General features: G+C 63.5%; 18 protein-coding genes. 11 read left to right on the top strand and 7 right to left on the bottom strand.

The features are described from left to right. Positions 1-129: 129 nt before the first annotated feature. The gene (locus tag AC1DYR_RS13565; RefSeq protein WP_007863796.1) at positions 130-291 is read left to right on the top strand and encodes a hypothetical protein; all 162 of its coding nucleotides are present in this window, start codon (positions 130-132) and stop codon (positions 289-291) included. Positions 292-609: 318 nt separating this feature from the next. Here AC1DYR_RS13565 and AC1DYR_RS13560 read toward each other — a convergent pair whose 3' ends face one another. After that, positions 610-1,638 carry a LacI family DNA-binding transcriptional regulator gene (locus AC1DYR_RS13560; RefSeq protein WP_477705550.1) on the bottom strand — a complete coding sequence of 343 codons (1,029 nt, stop codon included), beginning with the start codon at positions 1,636-1,638 and terminating at the stop codon, positions 610-612. 507 nt (positions 1,639-2,145) lie between these two features. Between AC1DYR_RS13560 and AC1DYR_RS13555 the strand changes: the two genes are divergently transcribed. From AC1DYR_RS13555 to AC1DYR_RS13535, 5 genes are all read left to right on the top strand, one after another. Beyond that, a complete protein-coding gene (locus AC1DYR_RS13555) occupies positions 2,146-3,435 on the top strand; it encodes an ABC transporter substrate-binding protein (protein ID WP_477705549.1) in 1,290 nt (429 codons plus the stop codon). A 140-nt stretch (positions 3,436-3,575) separates the two neighbouring features. Then, the gene (locus AC1DYR_RS13550) at positions 3,576-4,565 is read left to right on the top strand and encodes a carbohydrate ABC transporter permease (protein ID WP_477705548.1); all 990 of its coding nucleotides are present in this window, start codon (positions 3,576-3,578) and stop codon (positions 4,563-4,565) included. Between the two features lie 10 nt (positions 4,566-4,575). After that, positions 4,576-5,643 (top strand): carbohydrate ABC transporter permease, encoded by a 1,068-nt coding sequence (locus tag AC1DYR_RS13545; protein WP_477705547.1) that lies wholly within the window; start codon positions 4,576-4,578, stop codon positions 5,641-5,643. A 15-nt stretch (positions 5,644-5,658) separates the two neighbouring features. Beyond that, positions 5,659-6,660 carry an ABC transporter ATP-binding protein gene (locus AC1DYR_RS13540; protein ID WP_477705546.1) on the top strand — a complete coding sequence of 334 codons (1,002 nt, stop codon included), beginning with the start codon at positions 5,659-5,661 and terminating at the stop codon, positions 6,658-6,660. 33 nt (positions 6,661-6,693) lie between these two features. Next, complete coding sequence (locus tag AC1DYR_RS13535) at positions 6,694-9,108, top strand: glycoside hydrolase family 31 protein (protein ID WP_477705545.1); 2,415 nt, start codon at positions 6,694-6,696, stop codon at positions 9,106-9,108. A gap of 50 nt (positions 9,109-9,158) precedes the next feature. Here the strand turns inward: AC1DYR_RS13535 and AC1DYR_RS13530 are convergent, their stop codons facing one another. From AC1DYR_RS13530 to AC1DYR_RS13505, 6 genes are all read right to left on the bottom strand, one after another. After that, complete coding sequence (locus AC1DYR_RS13530; RefSeq protein ID WP_477705544.1) at positions 9,159-9,992, bottom strand: ABC transporter permease; 834 nt, start codon at positions 9,990-9,992, stop codon at positions 9,159-9,161. After that, positions 9,989-10,888: an ABC transporter permease gene (locus tag AC1DYR_RS13525; RefSeq protein ID WP_477705543.1), complete on the bottom strand. Its 900-nt coding sequence runs from the start codon at positions 10,886-10,888 to the stop codon at positions 9,989-9,991. Before AC1DYR_RS13525 ends, AC1DYR_RS13530 begins: the two co-directional genes overlap by 4 nt. Continuing rightward, positions 10,885-11,982 carry an ABC transporter ATP-binding protein gene (locus AC1DYR_RS13520; RefSeq protein ID WP_477705542.1) on the bottom strand — a complete coding sequence of 366 codons (1,098 nt, stop codon included), beginning with the start codon at positions 11,980-11,982 and terminating at the stop codon, positions 10,885-10,887. The genes AC1DYR_RS13525 and AC1DYR_RS13520 overlap by 4 nt, the downstream gene beginning before the upstream one ends. An 83-nt stretch (positions 11,983-12,065) precedes the next feature. Continuing rightward, entirely contained in the window at positions 12,066-13,136 is a 1,071-nt protein-coding gene (locus AC1DYR_RS13515; protein ID WP_477705541.1) for an ABC transporter substrate-binding protein, read from the bottom strand. Between the two features lie 82 nt (positions 13,137-13,218). Next, positions 13,219-14,712 carry an aldehyde dehydrogenase family protein gene (locus tag AC1DYR_RS13510; protein WP_477705540.1) on the bottom strand — a complete coding sequence of 498 codons (1,494 nt, stop codon included), beginning with the start codon at positions 14,710-14,712 and terminating at the stop codon, positions 13,219-13,221. 2 nt (positions 14,713-14,714) lie between these two features. Then, the gene (locus AC1DYR_RS13505; RefSeq protein ID WP_477705539.1) at positions 14,715-15,857 is read right to left on the bottom strand and encodes a mandelate racemase/muconate lactonizing enzyme family protein; all 1,143 of its coding nucleotides are present in this window, start codon (positions 15,855-15,857) and stop codon (positions 14,715-14,717) included. Between the two features lie 82 nt (positions 15,858-15,939). Here AC1DYR_RS13505 and pdxR point away from each other — a divergent pair, with 82 nt between their 5' ends. The 5 genes from pdxR to AC1DYR_RS13480 all read left to right on the top strand — a co-directional run bounded on the left by pdxR (position 15,940) and on the right by AC1DYR_RS13480 (position 23,264). Further along, positions 15,940-17,472, top strand: coding sequence for a MocR-like pyridoxine biosynthesis transcription factor PdxR (gene pdxR / locus AC1DYR_RS13500; RefSeq protein WP_477705538.1), 1,533 nt, complete (start codon positions 15,940-15,942; stop codon positions 17,470-17,472). 91 nt (positions 17,473-17,563) lie between these two features. Further along, positions 17,564-19,192 carry a GMC family oxidoreductase gene (locus AC1DYR_RS13495; protein WP_477705537.1) on the top strand — a complete coding sequence of 543 codons (1,629 nt, stop codon included), beginning with the start codon at positions 17,564-17,566 and terminating at the stop codon, positions 19,190-19,192. A 9-nt stretch (positions 19,193-19,201) separates the two neighbouring features. Then, the gene (locus AC1DYR_RS13490; protein ID WP_477705536.1) at positions 19,202-20,482 is read left to right on the top strand and encodes an NAD(P)/FAD-dependent oxidoreductase; all 1,281 of its coding nucleotides are present in this window, start codon (positions 19,202-19,204) and stop codon (positions 20,480-20,482) included. A 4-nt stretch (positions 20,483-20,486) separates the two neighbouring features. Further along, positions 20,487-20,846 (top strand): cupin domain-containing protein, encoded by a 360-nt coding sequence (locus AC1DYR_RS13485; protein WP_477705535.1) that lies wholly within the window; start codon positions 20,487-20,489, stop codon positions 20,844-20,846. A gap of 699 nt (positions 20,847-21,545) precedes the next feature. Beyond that, positions 21,546-23,264 (top strand): ShlB/FhaC/HecB family hemolysin secretion/activation protein, encoded by a 1,719-nt coding sequence (locus AC1DYR_RS13480; protein WP_477705534.1) that lies wholly within the window; start codon positions 21,546-21,548, stop codon positions 23,262-23,264. Positions 23,265-23,284 lie beyond the last annotated feature (20 nt).

The raw sequence follows: 23,284 nt of genomic DNA, 5'->3' as shown, positions 1-23,284 counted from the left end.
TTTTTCTGGTCGGACACCGTTTTTGCGCCTTGCCGGTCGTCCTGTACGGGGCCGGAACCCCTGGGCACGGCCGCCAGGCCCGGAGTGGCTTAAAATCACAGGCTACGCCATTTTTAACCCGGAGTTTCCATGCCCAAGAAAATCAGAGTCGAAGCCGACATCTGCGCCCCCAAGCCAGTCCCTCCCAAGGGCTACACGATCACGACCGGCCGCGGCCAGAAGATCAGCCTGGAGCGCGGTTCGCACACCCGCAGCAAAAAGAACCCAGGCAAGCGCCCGCATCAGGGTTGAGCCGGTTGCTGATGCGGCCCCCTGAGGCTGCATCATTAAAAAAAGCGCCCTGGGGGCGCTTTTTTATTGCCGTTTTGGGATCACGCGCCTGTATGAATAGGGTGGACACGGCGGCTCAGGCCCGCCGGGATACGGCATTTTTCCCACGGTTTTGCCGCTTTTTGTTGCTATTAATTCGGTAGCAAGTTATGCATATATTCATTGGGCCACAGGCATTTTTGAGCACAAATTTTGACCGTTTTGGCGCCTCGCCGGTCGGTTTGAATGGGATACATAAATAAAGCAAGCTTTCCTGAAGGCGCGCAGGCCTGGCTGGTTTCAGGTATCGAGTGCAGCCGCCATGCGGTGCGGCATGAGGCGTTCGCGTGGCGCTTCGCCGCCCCACAGGCTCAGCATCAGGTCCACGATGACTGGTCCGAAGTCCTGATGCGGAATTTCGACCGAGGTGAGCCACGGGGCGAGCCAGGCATTGATCGGGTTGCCGTCGATGCCGACCAGCTCGCAGTCGAGGGGCACCCGGATCCCGCTCTCGCGGGCCACGCGGTGCAGCCCATAGGCGACCTGGTCGCTGATGCACATCGCGCCACGCGGCCAGGCACCGGGCGCCGCGAACTGGGCCCCGGCGGCGTAGCCGATTTCCAGGTGCGAGATGCCAGGGGCCTCCACCTGACGGATCCGGTCGGCTGACAAGCCTCTGGCGCCGGCCCGCTCGCAGAAGCCCTGCACGCGTTCCCTGGTCGTGGACGATCCGCGCGACGGAAATACCACGGCCGGCGCGTCGATGCCGCGGTCGAGCAGGTAGTCTGCGGCGGCGGCGCCGGCCGCCAGGTTGTCCGGCCCCACGAAGGCGCAGGTGCCGAACGGGCTGCGCCGGCTCACGAAGACCATCGGCGCACCGCGCTCCACGAAGTCGCGCAGGCCGGCACTTGGCTGAGCCGCGACCATCACGTAGCCCTGCACGACCTGCGAACGCATGGCGTTGAGATAGTCGTCCTGCAGCTCCGGCCGGTCGTGCGTGTCGCACAGGATCATCGTGTAGCCGGCCTCGCGCAGCGCGGCCTCGGTGGAGGCGGCCAGCGTGGCCATCACGGGGTTGTCGAGGTTGGCGGCCAGCATCGCGACCAGGCGGCTTTCGCGGCTGCGTAGCGCGCGCCCCAACTGGTTCGGGTGGTAGCCCACGGTCTTGATCGCCTCGCGCACGCGCGCCAGCGTTTCCGGTGAAGCCCGCCGGGTCTCGCCGTTCACGATGCGCGAGACGGTGGAGATTGAGACGCCGGCCTGCACGGCGACTTCGCTCAGCGAAACCGGGCCGACGCCCTTGCGTCTGCGCGGGGTGTCGTCGGTCATCGGTGCGGGCGGCAGGCCTGCCGGGTCTGGACGCCGCAGCGAATGTTGGGATGGCGCGAAGGCCGGTCATGCGGATGGCGAGGCGGGAGTCCGGCGAGTGGAAAGCGAAGCATCAATGGGGCGTATTTTGGGGAAACAAGGGGCGACGGCGGGTGGCCGACCGGCGGCGCGACCGGTGCGTGCCAAGACAACATATAACCGAGAAAACCACGACTGACAAGTATGGCAAACGATTGCCAAGCATTGGCAAACGTTTGCCATAATAGCCAAAACCGCCAATGATCGCAACACAACGGCACAGGACGACATGGTATTTACCTCCAGCAGCACGCACAGCGACGGCCCCTGCCGATGTCGCTCGCTCGAGTTGATCGCGGCGATCTACAGCGCCGCCGATCACCCATCCCGGCCATACGGGCTGGGCGTCCCTTGCGCCACCGCCGACGCGCATTCCTGAAGCCGACGACCGATCGGCCCCACCTCCCTTTTTTCCAGAAAGAGACAACCATGAACTTCCAGCTTCGTTCCCTCGCCAGGCACGCCACGCGCGCCGGCCTCCTGGGCGCCGCCGCCGCCACGCTGGCCACCAGCGCCTTCGCCGACATCCGCGTCATGTGCTACCAGGACGGCAATGAATGCGATGTCACGGCCGACCTCATCAAGCGTTATGAAGCCCAGAACGCCGGCGCCAAGGTGATCCTTGACGTGGTGCCCTACAAGACGGTGGTCGAGCAGCTGCCTGTACAGCTCGCGGCTGGCCAGGGGCCCGACATCGCGCGTGTCGCCGAAATCGGCGGGCTGTCGAAGAACTACATCGACATCAGCGCCTATGTGAAAGACCGCAAGTACTGGGAAGACAACTTCGGCAGCACCTTGCCCTGGATGCGCAACAAGGCGGGCGACAGGGGCATCTACGGTTTCCTGTCGCAAATGACCATGACCGGCCCCTTCGTCAACAAGACCTTGTTCGAGCAGGCCAAGGTGCCCATGCCCGGCCCCAAGGCCACCTGGGAAGAGTGGGCCGACGCTGCGCGCAAGGTGGCCAAGGCCACGCAGACCCCGGCCGCCATGGCCTGGGACCGGTCGGGTCACCGTTTCGCCGGCCCCGCCGTCAGCTATGGCGCGAAGATCTTCGACGCCAAGGGAAATCTCACGGTGGATGCGGGCTACAAGACCGCCGTGGGCAAGTTCGTCGCATGGCACAAGGACGGCACCATGCTCAAAGACGTCTGGGGCGGCTCGGGCGGCTCCAGCTATGCCGACGCGGTGGGCGAGTTCAAGAACGGCCGCGTGGTGATGATCCTGTCGGGCTCCTGGCAGATCAACCGCATGCAAAAGGAAATCGGCAACGCCTTCGACTGGGTCGCCGTGCCCAACCCCTGCGGTCCCGCCGCCTGCTCGGGCATGCCCGGCGGCGCGGCCTGGGTGGCGCTGAAAACCACCAAGTCCCCGAAGGAAGTGGGCCGCTTCCTGGACTTCATGGCGCAGGAGGCCAATGTCGCCGAATTCGCCTCACGCACCAACAACATCCCGGCCCATGCCGGCGTGGCCAAAAAAGGCGTGAGCTATCCGACTGCCGGCCCTGCGGCACAGGCCGCGCTGGGTGTGTTCAGCAGCGGCACCGCCACGATCGCGCCTCCGGCCTACGCGCTGCAAGGCTACAAGTACAACCGCGCCCTGATGCTGCCGACCGTGACCCGGGTCACCCAGGCCATCGTGGGAGAAATCAGCGTGGACGAGGCCGTGACCAAGATCGGCACCGACATGGCCGAGGCGGTAAAACAAGCCGAGAAGTAGGCACACCCCCGTGGCGCGCACTGCTTGCGCGCCTCCCCCCTTGCAGGGGGCGACACCTGCGGCCTGGCGGAGCCAGTTCCGCGTTGTCACTGGCATAAGGCAATGCGTTAGCGGCGTCATGGGTACAGATCGGAGTCGGTATGTCAGTTTTCTCGGCCTTGTTGGGCTTCTTCTTTAATCTGTTCGAGCCGGTTTTCAGGCTCGGCCAAAAATGGCTGGGCGCTTCGCGGATAAGCTGGCTGTTCGTCGGGCCCAACCTGGTGGTGATCAGCCTCTTCACCTTTTTGCCGATCGTGGTGAACCTGGTGTATGCGGTGACTGGCGGGGTGAACCTGCTGCCCACGCAACGGCCTTTCACGGGACTGGAGAATTTCGCCATCCTGCTTGAATGCCGCGACTACACCGATCTCCAGACCTGCCGCACCGACATCTTCTGGCGCTCCATTGCCAACACGGTGAAGTTCAGCCTGATCCAGGTGGCCTTGATGGTTTTCTTCTCGCTGGTGACGGCCCTGGTGCTGAACCGCAACATCATCGGCCGCGGCTTCTGGCGCGGTGTGTTCTTCTACCCGGTGCTGCTGTCGCCGGTGGTGGTGGCGCTGATCTGGAAGTGGCTGCTGCAAAGCCAGGGCGTGTTCAATGCCGGCCTGGCGGCCATGGGCGCTTCGCCGATGGACTGGTTGCTGGACCGGCACTGGGCTTTTTTCTGGGTGGTGGTGGTGTCGATCTGGGCCCATATGGGCTTTTACACACTCATCCTGCTGGCGGGCCTGCAAGCCATTCCGAAAGACGTCTACGAAGCCGCCGAGATGGACGCCGCGCCGCCGTGGCGCGTGCTCAGGCGTATCACGCTGCCGCTGCTCATGCCCAACCTGATTGTGGTGCTGGTGCTGGTGATGATCCGCGCGGTGCAGAGCTTTGACGAGGTGTTTGTGCTCACCGGCGGCGGCCCGGGCTCGGCCACTACCTTCATCGTGCAGTACATCTACCAGACCGGTTTTGCTGAACAGATCCACCTGTATGGCCTGGCTGCCGCGGCTTCGCTGATCCTGGCTGTCGGCCTGATGGCCCTGACGCTCGCGCAGCTGCGGCTGTCCAAAGCCGGCGAGGCCGGAAAAATCGAGAAGTAAGGAAAAAGCGATGGCCAATTTCCTCACCCGCACGTACGCTGACAAACAGGGCCACAAACACGGTGGCACCAGCCTGCACTGGACCGACTGGGTCTCCTACGCCTATCTGCTGGCCGGCCTCATCGTAATGTTCGGCCCGGTGCTGTGGCTCGTGATGTCGTCCTTCAAGACCGAAAGCGCGCTGAGCCAGTTTCCGCCGACCTTTCTGCCCTACAGCCAGAAGGAAGCGGTGGTGGCCGGTTACGACAAGCCCCTGCCGCTGTTCCGTGCCAAGGATGAGCAGGGCAACATTCGCGAACTGGCCCAGGTGCGCCGCATCGGCCTGATCGCCACCATGGTCGACCCCGCCGCGCCGCAGACCGAGCTGCGCGTCAACATCAACGACCGCAAACCGGTGAATGAACTCAAATTCGCCGGCGGCAACTACACCGAGCTGTTCGGCAAGTTCGCTTTCGGTACTTACCTCTGGAATAGCGTGTTCATCACCGTGGTGGCCACCATCCTCACGTTGTTGTTCAATTCGATGGCGGCCTTCGCACTGTCCAAGTACCAGTTCACCGGGCAGAAGACGGTGTTTGTATTGATCATCGCCACGCTGATGATTCCGCCCACCATCATCCTGGTGCCGGCCTTCCTGGTGATCTCGGAATTGAACCTCTTGAACAACCTCTGGGGCGTGATCCTGCCCGCGGTGGCCACACCCACCGGCGTGTTCCTGCTGCGCCAGTACATGCTGACCATTCCCGACGAACTGCTCGAGGCCGCGCGCATGGACAACGCCAGTGAATGGCGCATCTACTGGAAGATCATCCTGCCTCTTGCCGCGCCGGCCATGGCGGTGCTGGCCATCTTCTCGTTCATGTGGCGCTGGAACGACTTTCTCTGGCCGTTGATCGTGCTGTCCAAGTCGGAGCACTTCACGCTGCAACTCGCGCTGAATGCCTTCCAGGGCGAACTCAACACGCAGTGGCATTACCTGCTGGCGATGACCGTGATCACCCTGATCCCGATCACCCTGGTCTTCGCCTTCCTGCAGAAATACATCGCCACCGGCATCGCCAGCGCCGGCGTCAAATAAACCGAGGACTTTCCTGTGGCCACTCTTGAACTCGCCAGCGTCGTCAAAACCTTCGACAAAGCCACCATCATCCATGGCGTGGACCTGACCGTTTCCGACGGTGAATTCGTGGTCTTCGTCGGCCCCTCGGGCTGCGGAAAATCCACACTGCTGCGCATCATCTCGGGGCTGGAGCCCGCCAGCGCCGGCGACATTCGCATCGACGGCGAGCGCGTCAACGATGTCAGCGCTGCACACCGCGGCTGCTCCATGGTGTTCCAGTCATACGCGCTCTACCCGCACATGAGCGTCTACGACAACATGGCCTTCGGCCTGGAAAACCTGGGCGTGGCCAAGGCTGTGATCGAAAGCAAGGTCAATGCCGCAGCCGCCATGCTGCAACTGACGCCGCTGCTGCAGCGCAAGCCCACCCAGCTTTCCGGCGGCCAGCGTCAGCGCGTAGCGATAGGCCGCTCCATCGTGCGCGAACCCAGGCTCTTCCTGTTCGACGAGCCGCTGTCTAACCTCGATGCCGAGCTGCGCGTTTCGATGCGCGCCGAGATTCGCGACCTGCATGCCCGGCTTGGCGCGACCATGATTTACGTGACACACGACCAGGTCGAGGCCATGACCATGGCCGACAAGATCGTGGTGCTGCGCGCCGGCCGCATCGAGCAGGTCGGCTCGCCGCTGGAGCTGTACAACCGGCCCTGCAACCAGTTCGTGGCCGGCTTCATCGGCAGCCCACGCATGAACTTCGTGCCGGTAGCGCAGATGCCTGGCGCCAGTCCCGGAACCCACACCGTGGGCATCCGGCCCGAACATGCGCAGCTCACCAACGACGGCCCGCTGGAGATGAAGGTGTCGCAGGTCGAGCAACTCGGCAGCACCAGCATCCTGCATGGCAACGTGGTGCCCGATGCGCCTTTTGAAATCATTTTGAGCGGGCAGACCAACATCCAGCGCGGCGACACCGTCAAGGTGACCGCACCTTCGGAACACCTGCATTTCTTCGACCAGAACGGCTTGCGTCTTTGAACCTGCGCCAGACGAAACATTGACCCGCCGACCATGCGCCTTGATCAAGCTCCCTCTTTCGCCCTGCAATCGCGCAGCGGCAACCACCTCGTCCTGAACAGCACCAGTGGCGCCACGGCCCACATCTGGGTGCTCGAAGAAGACATCGTTCGTGTGCTGGTGCTGCCGCAAGGACGGCTGCAGATGCCGCGCAGCTGGACCGTGGCGCCCGGACTTGAAAACTTGCCCGTTGAAGGCCGCGACCGCTTCGACGTGAGCGGCTTTTCGCTACCCGCGTTCGAGCTCAGGGAAGAAGGCGCACAGCTGCAGATCACCACAGCGGCCGTGCGCCTGACCATTGCGCTCGAGGGCTTCTTTTGTCGCTGGGAAAGCCGGCACCACGGTGTGTGGCAGGCCACCGCCGCCGACCGAACCACACAAAGCTACAACTTCGGATGGTGGGACGAAAAGGTCTACCACTACCTGCAGCGTGATCGCGGCGAGGCCTACTTCGGCCTGGGCGAACGCGCCGGCGACGCCAACCGCGCCGGCCAGCGCTACCGCATGTGCAACCTCGACCCCATGGGCTACAGCGCGCGCAGCACCGACCCGCTGTACAAGCACATCCCGTTCTACATCACCCGAAAGGGTGGTGAAAAAGACGCCGGCCTGTGCTTCGGGTTGTTCTACGACACCTTGTCCGACTGCAGCTTCGACATGGGCCGCGAGATGGACAACTACCACGGCCACTACCGATACTTCGTGGCCGACCACGGCGACCTGGACCTGTACTACATCGCCGGCACTGATCCGGCCGCCATCACGCGACGCTACACCTGGCTCACCGGCCGGCCCATCTTCCCGCCGCGCTACGCGCTGGGCTATTCCGGTTCGACCATGAGCTACACCGACTCACCGAATGCGCAGGAGCGCATGGGTGAATTCCTTGAACGCTGTGAAGAGCACGACATTCCCTGCGACTCGTTCCACCTGTCGTCGGGCTACACCTCCATTGGCCCGGGCCGCTACGTCTTCAACTGGAACCGCGAGAAGTTTCCCGACCCTGCGGTCTTTGTGAAAAGCTACCTGGACCGCGGCGTGCACCTGGTGCCGAACATCAAGCCCGCGCTGTTGCGCGACCATCCGCGTTTCGAGGAAGTCCGCCAGGCTGGCCTTCTTGTCAACGACCCGGATGGCCAGCCCACCGCCATACAGTTCTGGGACGGCACAGGCGCCTACCTCGACTTCACCAACCCCAAGACCATCGCTTGGTGGAAGAAGCAGGTGGCTGAGCAGCTGCTCGAATACGGCATCCCCGCCACCTGGAATGACAACAACGAATACGAGATCTGGAGCGACAAGGCGCTGGCCCACGGTTTCGGGGCGCCGCGTCCCGCGCGCGAAGCGCGCCCGCTGCAGACCTTGTTGATGATGCAGGCTTCGCACGCCGCGCAGACCGAGTTCGCGCCCGCGGAGCGGCCCTACCTGGTGTCGCGCTCCGGCGCCGCCGGCATGCAACGTTATGTGCAGACCTGGTCGGGCGACAACTACACCGACTGGGAAACGCTGCGCTACAACATCCGCATGGGCCTGGGCCTGGCGATGTCGGGTGTGTCCAACACTGGGCACGACATCGGCGGTTTCTCAGGCCCCGCGCCCGGCCCCGAACTGCTGGTGCGCTGGGTGCAGCACGGCATCTTTTTGCCGCGCTTTAGCATCCATTCATGGAACGATGACCAAACCGTCAACGAGCCCTGGATGTACCCCGAAGTGACGCCCCAGGTGCGCGAGCTGATTCGCCTGCGCTACCGGCTCATGCCTTACCTGTACGACCTGGTGTGGCGTTATCACAGCGCGTTTGAGCCCATCATCCGGCCGACCTGGCACGACTTCCCGGAAGAAACGCACTGCCTGGAAGAAAACGACGACATGCTGCTGGGCGCCAACCTGCTGGTGGCCTCGGTGGTCGAGCCCGGTCAGACGCTGCGCCCCGTGTGGTTGCCTGGCACCGGGGGGTGGTACGAAGTGCACACGGCGCGACACTTCGGCGCCGGCCAATCGGTAACGCTGGAGGCGCCGATGGACGGCGCGCCTCCGTTGCTGGCGCGGGAAGGCTGCGCCATACCGTTAAATCTCGGCGAGATCCATTTCGCAAAAGTGGAAGATGTGCGCGGTTTCCAGCTGTTTCCCTTCAAGGGAGCCGGAAATTTCGAGGCGACATGTTTTGAAGACGACGGCCATACCCAGGCCTGGCGCAGCGGCACATATGGGCAATGGCGCCTGCGCGTTGAGTCCACCGTACAAGATCTGCATATCGCGGTGTTTCGTGAAGGCGCACGGCCGCCAGCGCAAGGCAGCGTGGCTTTGCTGCTGCCAGCGGCTGAGCAACGTACGCTCAGTTTTTCCGGCGCGACGCTGGATCAGGATCAGCTTGATGGCGCCTGGAGGCAGTTGACTTTGAAGCTATAGCGAGGCAAGGCCAGCAGGCCCTTGGCCCTATGGCTCTGCGCCTTGTAGCTTCAGCGCTGGCGTTCGGTTTTGGCCTTTTTGCCAATGAATTGGGTCACGCCCAGCATCAACGACGTGCAAGCCACGATAAGCGTGGAGATGGCTGCGATGGTCGGATCCACCTGGTCGCGCAGGGCATTGAACATATTGCGCGTGAGTGTGGAGTTGTCGCCGCCTGAGACGAAGAGCGAAACAATGATTTCGTCGAACGATGTGAGAAAGGCCAGTACCGCGCCGGTGAAAACGGAAAAGCGGATCTGCGGAAAAGTCACCAGCCGGAAAGCTTCCTGCCGTGAGGCGCCCAGGCTGCGGGCCACCATCTCCTGGTTCAGGTCAAAGGTCTTGAGCGCCGAGCTGACCACCATCATGACCACCGGGATCGCCAGCATGCTGTGGGCCAGCACCAACCCTGTCAGTGTGTTGACGAGCTGCAGCTTGACGTAGACGTAGAACACGCCGATGCCGATCAGGATGACGGGCACCACGATGGGCGTGAGCAGCAGCATGGTCAGCAAGCCGGCATGGCGTATGCGCGAGACCAGCAGGCCATAGGCTGCCATCGTGCCCAGCGGCGTGGCGACCAGGGCCGTCAGTATGCCGGCTTTCAGCGAGGTGGCCGTGGCCTGCATCCAGGCGGCTGAGCTGAAATAGCTTTCGTACCAGCGCAGTGACCATTGCCGGGGCGGAAACTCCAGGTATTGCGAGTTGGAAAAGCTCATGGGGATGACCAGCAGGGTGGGCGCCACCAGAAAGATCATGACCAGCGCCGCGATGACGTACAGCCACAGGCGGCTGCCGCGGCGGATCTGGGTTTCAGTGACGGGTTGCCGCAGCCAGGTCTTCATGAAGTTCCCCTGTCGCGCAAGGCATCTTCCAGCTTGACCAGGCGCGAGGCCGCGAAAATAAGCAGCAGCGTCAGCAGCAGGAGCACCACGCCCAGTGCGCTGGCGGCGCCCCAGTTGAAGAAGATCTCGATGTCGTTGGCGATGCGGCTGGACACCATGATGACCTTGCCGCCGCCCAGCACCGCCGGTGTGATGTAGAAGCCCAGGCAGAGGATGAAGACGATCAAGGAACCGGTGAGCAGCCCAGGCATGGAGAGCGGGAAGAAGACCTGCCAGAAGGTGCGTGTGGGCGACGCGCCCAGGTTGACCGCAGCTTTGAGGTAGTCGCGATTGATGCCGCGCATGGTGGCGTAAAGCGGCAGCACAATGAAAGGCAGCATCACATGCACGGTGCCTATGAGCGTGCCGGTCAGGTTGTGTACAAGCTCCAGCGGTTGATTCCACAGGCCCAGTTCCATGCCCCAGCCGTTGATGAGGCCGCGCCGCTGCAGCAGCACCAGCCAGGCATAGGTGCGCACCAGCAGTGAGGTCCACAGCGGCAACAGCACCGCGATCATGCAGAGGTTGGCGATGCGTTTGGGAAGCTCGGACAGGAAGTAGGCCAGCGGGTAGCCCAGCAGAATGCAAATTCCGGTGGTCAGGAAGCTGACCTCGAAGGTGACCCAGAAGGTGCGCGCGTACGAGGGCTGCTCCCACATGCGGCGGTAATGCTCCAGGCTGAACGTGCCCGTGTCTGACAGCACCGAGAGATAAAACAGCCAGCCGACGGGCAGCACCATGATGACGGTGACCAGCAGTACAGCCGGCGACACCAGCGACAACAGCGCCCAGCGTTCGCGGCGCGCGCTGCCTGCCAGCGCTTCGGCGTTCTGTGCGATGTCGGCCGCAGCATTCATGCGGCGGCTTCCTGTGGCAACAGTACCGTGTCGCCAACCGCCAGGCCCAGCGTGAGCATGTCGCCAGCCGAAGGACAGGAATTGCCCGCATTGCTGCCCGACGCACCACGCACGCTGACGACGCTGCCGTCGGCGAGGGCCGCCTGCACCAGCGAGCTGTCACCCCGGTAGACGGTGGCGTGCACGCGGGCGTTCAGGATGTTCATGCTCGCGCCCAGTTGCGCGGCCACACCGCTGGCCAGAATCTTCAGCCGCTCGGGCCGCAGCATCAGCAAGCGCGGCCCGTCCTTTCCGGGATGGGTGGAAGTGGTGAGCGCCGTGCCATTGAGCACCACCGCGCCGTCGCGCACAGCCACCGGCACAAAGCTCGATTCGCCGATGAACTCGGCCACAAAGCGGTTGGCCGGCCGTTCATAAAGGGTGCGCGGCGTGTCGAGCTGGACGATGCGGCCGCCGTTGATCACTGCGACGCGGTCGGACATGGTCAGCGCCTCGCGCTGGTCGTGGGTGACGTAGACGGTGGTCATGCCCAGCTTGTCGTGCAGCTGGCGCAGCTCGATCTGCATGTGTTCGCGCAGCTGTTTGTCCAGGGCGGAAAGCGGCTCGTCCATCAGCATGATGCGCGGCTCGAACACCATGGCGCGCGCCAAGGCCACCCGCTGGCATTGCCCGCCCGACAGCTGGTGCACGCCGCGTTCGCCGTAGCCGGCCAGGCGCACCATCTCCAGTGCATGCTCCACGCGGCGCGCCACCTCTTCGCGCTTGACGCCGCGCAACTTCAGCGGAAACGCCACGTTGCCAGCCACCGTCATGTGCGGGAAGAGAGCGTAGTTCTGGAACACCATGCCGACGTCGCGCTTTTGCGGCGGCGTGCAGATCACCTCGGTCTCGCCGAACTTGAGGCTGCCGCTGTCGGGCCGCGTGAAGCCGGCCAGCACCGTGAGCAGCGTGGTCTTGCCGGATCCCGAGGGACCCAGCAAGGTGAGGAATTCGCCGCTGCGGATGTCCAGGTCAACGTGGTCCAGGGCATAGGCGGAGCCATAACGCTTGGTCACTTGCCGCAGGGTGATAGGCAGCGACGACTTGTTGCTCATGGATGCGCCTTCTCTTTTATCTTTGTTTTGCTTGCTTTGTTCTGTGGTCCCATCGGTCCGCCTGCACGGGGCAGCCCGCCTTTTTACTCGGTCAGCATGTTCTGGTACAGCTCGGAAGCCTTTGCTTCGTTCCTGGTGTACCAGTTCAGGTCGATGATGACCTGTTTGGCCGCGTTGTCCGGGTACGAAGGCAGCGTTTTGGCGTAGGCGGCGGGAATCGCCGGGCCGTCATAAGCTTTTTTGTTGGTCGGCCCGTAGGTGATGTACTTGGTGAACTCGGCCTGGTACTGCGGTTTGCTGATCTCGTTGAGGAACTTTACCGCCAGGGCCTTATTGGGCGCACCCTTGGGAATGCCGAAGCAGTCGTAATCCAGCAGGGCCTGGTTGAAGGTGTAGGCGACCTTGGCGCCGTCCTTGGCGACCACGTCGAAGCGGCCGTTCCAACCGGTGACCATGTCGACCTCGCCGTCCTTCATGAGCTGGGCATGCTGCGCGCCGGACGACCACCACACGGCGATGTTGGGCTTGAGCTCCTTGATTTTCTTGATAGCACGTTCGATGCCGCCGGGCGCCGACAGCACTTCATACACCTTGTTGGGCGGCACGCCGTCGGCCATCAGTGCCGGCTCCAGTGCTCCGGCCACGCCCTTGCGGTAAGAGCGCTTGCCGGGAAATTTTTTCACGTCCCAGAAATCGGCCCAGGTCTGCGGGCCTTTGTCGCCGTAGGTCTTGGTGTTCCAGGCCATCACGGTAGAGAACACGTCGCTGCCTACGCAGAACTCCTGCGTGAGGCCGGGTGCGAAGGAAGAAACATCAATGGCCTTGTAGTCCAGCGGATCCAGCAAGCCTTCGGCGCCGGCGCGGGCCGCGCTGCCCGACCCACTGGCCACGATGTCCCAGGTCACGGCGCCAGCCTTGACCTTCAGGCGCAGGTCGGCAATGCCGGTATAGGTTTCCTCCTTGATGGTGATGCCCAGTGCCTTGGCGGCGGGCTGGAACAGCGCCTTGCTCTGGCCCTCCTGGTAGGCCCCGCCGAAAGAGACAATAGTCAGCTGCGCGGCGGCGTTGCCGGAAAACAATGCGGCCAGGCACATCAGCGTGCCCAGCATCGCGGCACGGCTGCAGGCCGGTTTGTTCATAGACTTGTTCATCATTTCATCGACTCCTGTTGAACTGACACCCCAGAACTCCCCTGAAACCTCGATCACTTCAAGTGCTTCAAATGCTGCGACCGCCTCAAATACGTGCCGCTACGCTTTTGAGCTTGCTGTAGCTGCGCAGCGCCTCCAGCCCTTTTTCGCGGCCGAAGCCGGAGCGCCTGTTGCCGCCGAAGGGCACAGACACCCCGCCGGCAAAATATTCATTGATATAGATCTGGCCCGCATCAATGCGCCTGGCAAGCTGGTGCGCTGTGGCAAAGTCGCGCGTGAAGATGCCCGCGACCAACCCGAAGTCAGTGCCGTTGGCCAGCGCCAGGGCCTCGTCGATATCGTCAAACACCTGTACGCACAATACGGGCCCGAAAATCTCTTGCTGCACCGCTTCGTCGTCCGGCGCAAACCCGTCCAGGATCGTGGGCTCGTAAAACCAGCCTTTGCCGGTCAGCGGGTCGGTGGCGCACCGGCCGCCGCAGCGTACCTTCACACCGCGCGCCCAGGCGCGGTCCACGTAGCCGGCGATTTTGTCGAGGTGGACCCGTGAGTTCACCGCGCCCATACCGGCATCGCGCAGTCCGTGGCCCAGCGTCATGGCGCGCGCGCGCGCCACCAGCCTGTCCACGAAATCATCGTGGATGCGGCGGTCTATCACCAGGCGCGAGCCGGCCGAGCAGATCTGCCCGGCGTTTTCAAAGATGCCGCCCAGCACGTTGTCCACGGCTTTGGCGATGTCGCAGTCGGCCAATACCAGCACCGGCGATTTGCCGCCCAGTTCCAGCACCAGCCGGGTGACCTGGGGTGCGGCACCCTGCATCACATCAATGCCGGTGGCCACCGAGCCGGTGAAGCTGATGTGCTGCACGCCCGGGTGCCGCACCAGCGCGGCGCCGGCCTGCGCGCCGGTGCCGGTCACCACGTTGCACACGCCGAGCGGCATGCCGGCCTCCATGCAGAGCTGGGCCAGCATCAATGCCGTCAGCGGCGTCTGCTCCGCCGGTTTGGCCACTACTGTGCAGCCGGTAGCCAGCGCCGGCGCAATGCCGCGCGCGGCCGATGACAGCGGATAGTTCCAGGGAATGATGTGGGCGGTGACGCCGATGGGTTCGTGCACGGTGTAGGCAAGATAGTCCTCGCCCAGCGGAATGCTGTCGCCTTGGTGCTTGTCGCAGGCGCCCGCGTAGTATTCAAAAGTGGCCGCCGCGCTGGCGACGTCACCGCGTGCCTCCACCAAGCGCTTGCCGCTGTCCAGGGTTTCGGTGACGGCCAGCCGGTCAGCATTGGCGCGTATCAGGCCGGCGACCCGGTGCAGCAATTGGCCGCGCTGAGCCGGGGTGATCGTGCGCCAGGGACCGGCCAGCGCCGTTTGTGCGGCAAACACGGCGGCGTCCACATCGGCCGCATCGCCGGCGGCAAAGCTCGTGAAGGCCAGGCCGGTGCCCGGGTCCAGCGTTTCCATGCGCGCGCCGTTCTGTGACGGAACGAAAACACCATTGATCAGATGGCAATCAGGCAGGCCCGCGAGCGTGCCGCTCGTCTGCGCTTCGTGCACCAGTGCGTTCAGGGAGGCGGCCATGGTCAGGGGATCTCACTCATCTGGTAACGGGACTTTGCCAGCCATTCGGGGTTGATCTCGACCCCCCAACCCGGCGCGTCAGGCAGGGTAACCCGGCCGTCCCGCACGGTGTAGGGAGAGCTCACGAACAAACCTTCTTGCCAAGGGTAGTAGTCCGGCCCCTCGATCGACAGCTCCAGGTACTTGCCGGCGTTCGGTATGGCACAGAGCAGGTGCATGGTGAACAGGGTCACCATGGAAAGGTTGGCGCTGTGCGGTGTGCAGGGCAGCTGCGCGGCCTCGGCCATGCGGGCCACCCGCAGCGTGCGGGCGAGGCCGCCCATGTAGCAGACGTCAGGCTGGACGATATCGACGGTCTTCGATTCAATGATGTGTTTCCACAGCGGCATGTAGCAGTCCTGCTCGCCGCCGGTCACGTCGATGGACAGCGCCTCGCGCACCTCGCGCGTCTGCTCAAGTTCCCAATAGGGGCAGGGCTCTTCGAAGTGGCCGATGCCATGGTCTTCCAGCATGCGCCCCACTTCGATGGCGCGCCGCGGTGAATAGCAGCTGTTGGCGTCTACCAGCAGGGCTGGGCCTGCGCCAAGCGCGCCGCGCATGGCCGCGATGATCTCCTCGGTGCGGCCCGGCCACTCGTCCTTGTCATGGCCGTACTCGGCCCCCACACGAAACTTGAAGGCATTGAAGCCGCATTGGTCGCGCAGCGCGAGCATGCGCCTGACTTCATCTTGCGGCGTGATGTCGCGCTTCATGGACGATGCGTAGGCAGTCAGCGGCCGTGCCCTGCCGCCTATGAGTTCGCAGACGCGCTTGCCCTCGGCCTTGCCGCGCAGGTCCCACAAAGCGGTGTCCAGCCCGCAAAGGGCACGGTACAGGTGCGAGCCGGGGAACTTGTGTTCATGCTCGGCGATGGCGTCAACCAGGCCGTCGATGTCCAGTGCGTTGCGGCCCAGCGACCAGGGCGCAATTTGGCGGTGAAAGACCTGCGCGGCGATGTCGGCATGGTAGGGCGAGACCTGCCCCCAGCCTTGCGCGCCGTTGTCGGCGGTGACGCGCACAAAGCCCACGAAGGGGTCGCAAAAGGTTTCGAGTTTCCGGATAAGCATGCAGTAGCCCAAGCCGACAGGAGTGTTGGATGGAACCATCATCCCGCTCAAGTGGATTGCCGAAAAGGTCCATTTTGATTAATGCGTGATACCATTTTTCCCAACATAACAAAGGCAATCCATGGTCAAGCGTGCAGGCGGTTCGCTCTTGCTGTCGATCCGGATCGATCACAGCCACCACCATCCGGTGAGCACGCAGCTGTGCATGGCCTTGCGCGAAATCATCCTCTCGGGCGGCTTTGCCCCTGGTGACCGTTTGCCGGCCAGCCGCACGCTCGCGAATGACCTGGGGGTGTCACGCACCACGGTAGTTGAAGCCTTCAGCCGCCTCACGGCCGAGGGCCTGATCGATTCGCAGACCGGCTCAGGCACCTTCGTCAGCGCGGTGCTGGGGGCCGACAGGCCGATGCCGTCAAAGGCCAAAGCGTCCTCCCCTGAGCCCGCCGCGCCCAAGCTGTCGGCCATCATGGAGGAGGCCATCAGCCGCTTTGTGGAACGGCGCCGGCTGCCGCATGCGCCGCGCGCCTTCACCACCGCCCTGCCTGCCTTTGACGTGTTTCCCATGGCGCAATGGGCCAAGCTGTCGGCGAAGTGGCTGCGCGGCGACCAGAATGAAGTTTTGGGCTACGGCGACCCCTATGGGTCGATCCAGCTGCGCCGCGCGGTCGCCTCCCACCTGCGCGCGAACCGCGGCATCACTTGTGATCCCGAGCAGGTTTTCATCCTTGGCGGCGCCCAGCAGGCCTTTCACCTGATCGGCTCCATGCTACTCAATCCGGGCGACAAGGTCTGGTTTGAGAACCCGGGCGCCATCGGCGCGCGCAACAGCCTGGTTGCTTCAGGGGCCGACCTGATTCCCGTGCCCGTCGACGGACATGGACTGCGTGTGGAAGAAGGCCTGCGCCTGGCGCCGCGCTTTCGGCTGGCTTTTGTGACGCCCTCGCATCAGCAGCCCCTGGGTTGTGTGATGAGCCTGGCGCGCCGGTTCGCTTTGCTGCAGGCGGCCGAGCAAGCCGGTGCCTGGGTGATTGAAGACGACTACGACGGTGAGTTCTTCTTCGCCGGCAGGCCGCCGCCCACACTCAAAAGTGTGGACACCACGGGGCGCGTGATTTACGTGGGCACTTTCAGCAAGTCATTGTTTCCGGCGTTGCGCCTGGGCTATGTGCTGGCGCCTCCGGCTCTCGTGGGTACGTTCCAGACTGTCATGAGTCGATTCCTGCAGGGCGTTCCCTCGCACACCCAGGGCGTTGTGGCCGAATTCATCGACGAAGGGCATTTCGCCGTGCACGTGCGCCGCATGCGGCACATCTATTCCGAGCGGCACGAGGCCCTGGCCACCTCCGCCGGCAAGCACTTGCGCGGCTTGCTGGACGTGGTGCCCGCCAGCAGCGGCCTGCACACCGTGGGCTACCTGGCATCGCGGCTGGCGGAGTCCGACGTGTCGCAGGAGGCCGACCGGCGCGGCATTACGGCGTCGCCGCTGGGCCGCTTTGCCATCACGCCGCTCAGCGTCAGCGGCCTGGTGCTGGGATTCGGCAGCAGCCCACCGCCGGTGATCGAAGCCGGCGTCAAGGTGTTGGCCGATGTGCTGGACAGGCAGTTAAAGGCCAAGCCACAGCGCGCGGGGCGCAAGGCCGCCCTGGCGGCCTGAATCCTTTGTGCGCCGGCACCCCTGAATGGTCTGGCATTTAGTCTAAAACGGACCTGTGCATCAGGCCACCTGCCGTGAGATGCTCCATCCGGTGACAGAGTTTGATTTCATCGTTGTGGGCGCCGGGTCGGCCGGTTGTGTGCTGGCTCATCGCCTCAGTGAGTCCGGCGAGCACAGCGTGCTGCTGCTGGAGGCCGGCGGAAGCGACAGGCAATTTTGGCTGCGCGTCCCCATCGGATACGGCAAGTCCTTCTATAACCCGCAAGTGAACTGGATGTACCGCACTGCGCCCGAGCCGGCCCTGGCCGGTCGTGAGGCCTACTGGCCGCGCGGCAAAGTGCTGGGCGGCTCCAGCAGCATCAATGCCATGGTGTTCGTACGCGGGCAGCCGGCCGACTTCAACCAATGGGCCGCCCTCGGAAACACCGGCTGGTCATGGGACGACGTGCTGCCCTGGTTCAAGAAGCTCGAAGACAACGAGCAGGGCGCCGATGCCTGGCGCGGCGCCGGCGGGCCGCTGCGTATCAGCGACGTGAGCGGCCAGGTTCATCCCCTGTGCAAGGTCTACCTGCAGGCGGGCAGCCAGGCCGGGCTGCCGCGCAACTCCGATTTCAACGGTGGTTCGCAAGAGGGCGTGGGCATTTACCAGATCACGACCCGGGACGGGCTGCGCGCCTCGGCCAGCAGCGCTTACCTGCGCCCCGCGATGAAGCACACCAGGCTCAGCGTGCAGACGGATGCGCTCGCCACGCGCATTGTGTTTGACGGGCTGCGCGCCAGCGGCGTGGTGTACCGGCAAGGCGGTGAATTGCGCTCGGTCCGCGCGCGGCGCGAGGTGATTGTTGCGGCCGGTGCCGTCAACTCCCCGCAACTTTTGCAGCTTTCGGGCGTCGGCCCGGCGGCGCAGCTCAAGGCTCTTGGCATCGAGGTCGTGTGCGACTCGCCGGCTGTAGGCCAGAACCTGCAAGACCATCTGTGCATCGATCATCTCTACCGCTCCAGGCTGCCCACACTCAACAATCAATTGGGCCCCTGGCACGGCAAGCTGTGGGCCGGGCTGCAATATGCCTTGATGCGGCGCGGCCCGCTGGCGCTCAGCGTCAACCAGGGCGGCGGTTTCTTCCGGTCCCGGCCGGGCCTGGCTCATCCCAATATGCAGCTGTATTTTTCACCGCTGAGCTATCTGAAGGCCACGCCCGGCAAACGCGCGTTGATGGCGCCCGATCCGTATCCGGGCTTTTTGCTGAGCGCCCAGCCCTGCAAGCCCAGCAGCCGTGGCCAGCTGCGGCTGCGCTCGAACGACCCGATGGCACCGCCGCTGATAGAGCCCAACTCGCTGGCCACAGCGCATGACGTGCAGGAGATGATGGAGGCAACGCTGTTTTTACGGCGGCTGGCGGCCACACCCGCGTTCAGCGCGATCATCGACCAGGAACTGGTGCCCGGCCCCTCCATCCAGTCGAACGATCAGCTGATGGAAGACATCCGCCAGCGTGCTTCCACCGTGTTCCATCCCGTCAGCACCTGCCGCATGGGGCCTGACCCGGCGACGGCGGTGCTCAACCACCGCCTGCAAGTGCATGGCCTGGCGGGCCTGCGTGTGATGGATGCTTCGGCCTTTCCCTCGCTGACTTCAGGCAACACGAATGCGCCCACGATGATGCTGGCCGAAAAGGGTGCGGACGAAGTTTTGCGCGACGCGCGCAGTCAAAGGCCTTGAAGGATGACCGTGGATATTCTTGAACATTGCAAGCTCGCACCCTATTGGTGGGACGAAGTGCCGCGCCCCGTGCTGGAGCCGGCGCCCCTGCCCGAGAGTGTTGATGTGGCGGTGATGGGCGCGGGCTACACCGGCCTGCACGCAGCGCTGCAGACCGCGCGTGGCGGCCGTTCCACTTTGGTGCTGGATGCCGAGGACGCCGGCTGGGGCTGCAGCACCCGCAACGGCGGCCAGGTGTCCACCAGCATCAAGCCCGGCTTCGAGCTATTGGCTGCGCGCCACGGCAGTGGCAAAGCGTTTGACATCCTGCGCGAAGGACAGCGTTCGCTTGCCTGGGTGGGCGACTTCATCCGAAGTGAAGGCATTGACTGCAGCTACGGTCAGGTAGGGCGCTTTCATGCCGCGCACAACCCGGCGCAGTACGAAGCCCTGGCGGCCCGGCTGGCGCAGCAGCCCAAAGGCCTGGAGGTAGAAGCGCACATGGTGCCGCGCGCTGAACAGCGCAGCGAACTGGGCAGTGACGCCTATTGGGGCGGTGCGGTTTATACGCACCACTGCTCGGTTCATCCCGCGCGCTATCACCAGGGGCTGCTGGAGCGTGCGCTGGCCGCCGGCGTGCAAGTCGCGCCGCGCAACCCGGTTATCGGTATTGAAAGGCAGAACGGCTATTTCCTCGTGACTACGCCCAGGGGCACAGTACACGCGCGCGACGTGGTGGTGGCCACCAACGGCTACACCGGCAAGGTGACGCCGTGGCTGCGCCGCCGGGTGATTCCCATTGGCAGCTACATGATCGCCACCGAGCCCTTGCCCGAGGGCTTGATGGACAGGTTGATGCCGCGCAACCGCATCGTCAGCGATACGCGCAAGGTGGTGTACTACTACCGCGCCTCGCCTGATCGAAAACGCATCCTGTTTGGCGGCAGGGTGTCGCACCAGGAAACAGATTCCCGTGTCAGCGGGCCGCTGCTGCATGCCGAGATGGTGAAAATATTTCCGGAACTTACCGGTGTGCGCATTAGCCATTCCTGGTCGGGATTGGTGGCTTATACCTTTGACGAGCTCATGCATGTGGGCTTGCATGAGGGCCTTCATTACGCCATGGGTTACTGCGGCGCGGGCGTGGGCACCGCGAGCTATTTCGGCATGCGTGTGGGCCAGCAGGTGCTTGGCCTGAAAGAAGGGCACACCGCGTTGGATGGGTTGGCTTTCCAGACCAAGCCGTTTTATACCGGCAACCCTTGGTTCCTGGCTGCGTCAGTGCGCTACTACCGCTGGAGAGATAGGTGATGCCATGATCCGTAAACTTGGCACACCTTCCACTGCGCTTTCAGGCGCGCTGCAGGACTGGGGTACTGTGGGCTTACCGCTCAGCGAACCGGCTTGCACATTGCGCGGCGAAAAAGCGGTGTTGCCGTTAGACGGGCAACCGGAGATGGGTATCTGGGAATGCGCACCTGGCCACTATCGCAGGCAGGTGCGTTCGGCGGAGACCATGCACATACTCAGCGGCAGCGCGGTGTTCACGCCCGACGGCGGCGCGCCGGTGGCGCTGCGGCAGGGTGACGTGTATTTCTTTCCAGCCGACACAACCGGCGTGTGGGACATCCAGTCCACCATGCGCAAGGTCTACGTGCTGTTTAACCCACACTGAATCGCTTCGGCGCCTTTCGATACCGATGCCGATGCCCAAGCTCTGATTTTTCTCAGAGAGTCCTCCAGACGATATAAGACCTGCGCGGCCGGCTTGCCAGCGCCACCTTCGAGTCGCACCTGCAACCAATCAGGTTTCGGCTTCAGCCGTGTCGGTGATTCGTGGCTTGCCGGCATCAGGTCGGCCACGCCAGGCTCTGTGCCTTCAGAAGGTTTCCCATCCCCCGGTTTTCCATACATCTCTGGCATCGGGACATTGACCCGCGTGGGCAGGGAGCCTCAGGTAATAACAGGGGAAACCACAAGAGATACAAAAAGACACAGAAAGACTCAGAAGAACCGCGGAAGCGCTATGCCGTTTTTCTCCAGAACTATGCGAGAACGACATGCCCTGAAACAGGGCGCCTGGTGACAGATACGAACACGACCGCCGGTACTTCTCCCAATGAAACGGGGCCTTCTTCTCGAGCTTTCCGTCGCTGAAAAAACTGCTCCATATGCGTGCATGCAGCCAGGAAAAAAACGTGTTTCGAAAAAGTGGACCTTAGTTGCCTCGCAAAGTGGACCTTGTTGCAGGTATGCCCGGGTCCTAGCATTTACATGTCGAAACATTTTTGGTAACTCCATGACAGGTAGCGGTCAACGTAATTTTTCACATCTTCCTGGCCGGGGGCTATGGACGCGCGTTTTCCGGGGTTCCATGCCGCTTCGGCAGTTCGCAGTCGCCGCCAGCCTGGGCGCCCTGGCGTGCAACCTGTACGCCCAAACCTCCGCCGACCGCAACGAGGCCGCGCGGCAAAGCGAGATCATCCAGCGCCAAGCCCAGGAGCAACTGCAGCGCGACCTGGACGCCGCGCGAGGCGCGGAGCGGGCGCCATCGGGCCTGGATACAAAGAACTTCCTGCCGAAGGTGGACGGATCGGTTCCCAAGGGGCCCTGCCGGAACATCCAGACCGTCTCGATCAGCGGCGCTTCCCATCTGTCTGGGGCCTCACGCGAACGTGTCGTGCGTGAGTTCTCGGGGCGCTGCATTGGGGTGACGGAGATTGAGCAGATCCTGGGGGAGATCACCAAGGACTATGTCGAACGCGGCTTCATCACCAGCCGTGCCTACCTGCCGCCGCAAGATATGAGCACGGGAACGCTGGAAATCCAGGTCGTCGAAGGCGTGATCCAGGATATACAGATCAACGACGGCGGCTTCAAAAGTATCCGGCCTTTCAATGCCTTTCCGGCGAAAACCGGCGAGCTGTTGAACCTGCGAGATCTCGAACAGGGCATCGACCAGGTCAACCGCCTGTCTTCCAACAGCGCGCAACTGGACATCAAGCCGGGGGACGAGGCAGGTGCCAGCACCGTGGTGATCAACAACCAGCCGGCCACGCCTTTCCATGCCTCGCTGAGCTTTGACAACCAGGGCTCCGAATCCACCGGCAAGGACCAGGCCGGCCTGACGCTGATCGCCGACAGGCTGCTCGGCTTCAACGAACTCATGGTGCTCACGCATCGGCAGTCGGTGCCCAACGACCTGCAGCACAAGTCCTCCGTCAGCGACAGCTTCAGCATCGTGATTCCCTTTGGTTACTCGACTTTCACCGCGTCGAAGAGCCGGTCGACCTACGTCACCACCATCAATGCGCCCAGCGGCCTGCAACTCAGGTCTGATGGCGTTAGTTCTTCCGACAGCTTGAAACTGGAGCGCGTGATGTACCGCGACCAGCGCAGCCGCGTGTCGCTGTCCGGCGCGCTCACGCAGAAGGACTCGAAGAATTACCTCGAAGGTGAATACCTCGTGGTCAGCAGCCGGCGCCTCAGTGTGCTCGACCTGGGTATCAGCGCCAGTACCAACCTGCTGGGCGGCGTGATCTCGGTAGATATGGGCCTGTCCAAAGGCCTGAAGCGCGGCGCGGCCCTGGTCGACCCGGTGGGACTGCCCGACTACGCACCACGCGCGCAATTTGAAAAGCGCACCTACGGCGGCAGCTACTTCAGGCCGGTCACGCTGTTCGACACGGCGCTGACGTTTTCCAGCCAGCTCACCGGCCAGGACTCCAGGCACACCCTGTATGGGTCAGAGCAGATCTCCATCGGCGGCATCTACAGCGTGCGTGGTTTCAGCCGCAACAGCCTCTCGGGCGACAAGGGCTATTACCTGCGCAACGAGGTCTCGGTGAGGCCGACGTTCAACCTGGGTTCGGAGGCCATCGCCCCGCGCTTGTATGTGGCGCTGGACACCGGCAAGGTCGGCGGCAAGGTGCCCGGCCCCTTTGAAGGCAGCCTGACCGGCATGGCCGTCGGCGTGTCGGTCGCCTGGAAGGCCGTCAGTGTTGACCTGTCTTATGCCCGCCCGCTGTCCTTTCCCTCTTTCTTTTCCCGTGAAGCGCCCCAGACCTGGGTACGCATGAGTTTTTCAATCTAGAACAAAACCCTCTAAAAATA

It is taken from the genome of Polaromonas sp. P1_F9 (genome assembly GCF_056405615.1).
Note: the sequence above shows the minus strand (reverse complement) of the source record. Positions and strands in the feature narration are given on the sequence as shown.

What these genes read in the sequence shown, in the direction of transcription:
- AC1DYR_RS13565 (WP_007863796.1), top strand. Translation starts at nt 130, where the DNA reads ATGCCCAAGAAAATCAGAGTCGAAGCCGACATCTGCGCCCCCAAGCCA.
- AC1DYR_RS13560 (WP_477705550.1), bottom strand. Translation starts at nt 1,638, where the DNA reads ATGACCGACGACACCCCGCGCAGACGCAAGGGCGTCGGCCCGGTTTCG.
- AC1DYR_RS13555 (WP_477705549.1), top strand. Translation starts at nt 2,146, where the DNA reads ATGAACTTCCAGCTTCGTTCCCTCGCCAGGCACGCCACGCGCGCCGGC.
- AC1DYR_RS13550 (WP_477705548.1), top strand. Translation starts at nt 3,576, where the DNA reads ATGTCAGTTTTCTCGGCCTTGTTGGGCTTCTTCTTTAATCTGTTCGAG.
- AC1DYR_RS13545 (WP_477705547.1), top strand. Translation starts at nt 4,576, where the DNA reads ATGGCCAATTTCCTCACCCGCACGTACGCTGACAAACAGGGCCACAAA.
- AC1DYR_RS13535 (WP_477705545.1), top strand. Translation starts at nt 6,694, where the DNA reads ATGCGCCTTGATCAAGCTCCCTCTTTCGCCCTGCAATCGCGCAGCGGC.
- AC1DYR_RS13530 (WP_477705544.1), bottom strand. Translation starts at nt 9,992, where the DNA reads ATGAAGACCTGGCTGCGGCAACCCGTCACTGAAACCCAGATCCGCCGC.
- AC1DYR_RS13525 (WP_477705543.1), bottom strand. Translation starts at nt 10,888, where the DNA reads ATGAATGCTGCGGCCGACATCGCACAGAACGCCGAAGCGCTGGCAGGC.
- AC1DYR_RS13520 (WP_477705542.1), bottom strand. Translation starts at nt 11,982, where the DNA reads ATGAGCAACAAGTCGTCGCTGCCTATCACCCTGCGGCAAGTGACCAAG.
- AC1DYR_RS13515 (WP_477705541.1), bottom strand. Translation starts at nt 13,136, where the DNA reads ATGATGAACAAGTCTATGAACAAACCGGCCTGCAGCCGTGCCGCGATG.
- AC1DYR_RS13510 (WP_477705540.1), bottom strand. Translation starts at nt 14,712, where the DNA reads ATGGCCGCCTCCCTGAACGCACTGGTGCACGAAGCGCAGACGAGCGGC.
- AC1DYR_RS13505 (WP_477705539.1), bottom strand. Translation starts at nt 15,857, where the DNA reads ATGGTTCCATCCAACACTCCTGTCGGCTTGGGCTACTGCATGCTTATC.
- pdxR (WP_477705538.1), top strand. Translation starts at nt 15,940, where the DNA reads ATGGTCAAGCGTGCAGGCGGTTCGCTCTTGCTGTCGATCCGGATCGAT.
- AC1DYR_RS13485 (WP_477705535.1), top strand. Translation starts at nt 20,487, where the DNA reads ATGATCCGTAAACTTGGCACACCTTCCACTGCGCTTTCAGGCGCGCTG.
- AC1DYR_RS13480 (WP_477705534.1), top strand. Translation starts at nt 21,546, where the DNA reads ATGCCGCTTCGGCAGTTCGCAGTCGCCGCCAGCCTGGGCGCCCTGGCG.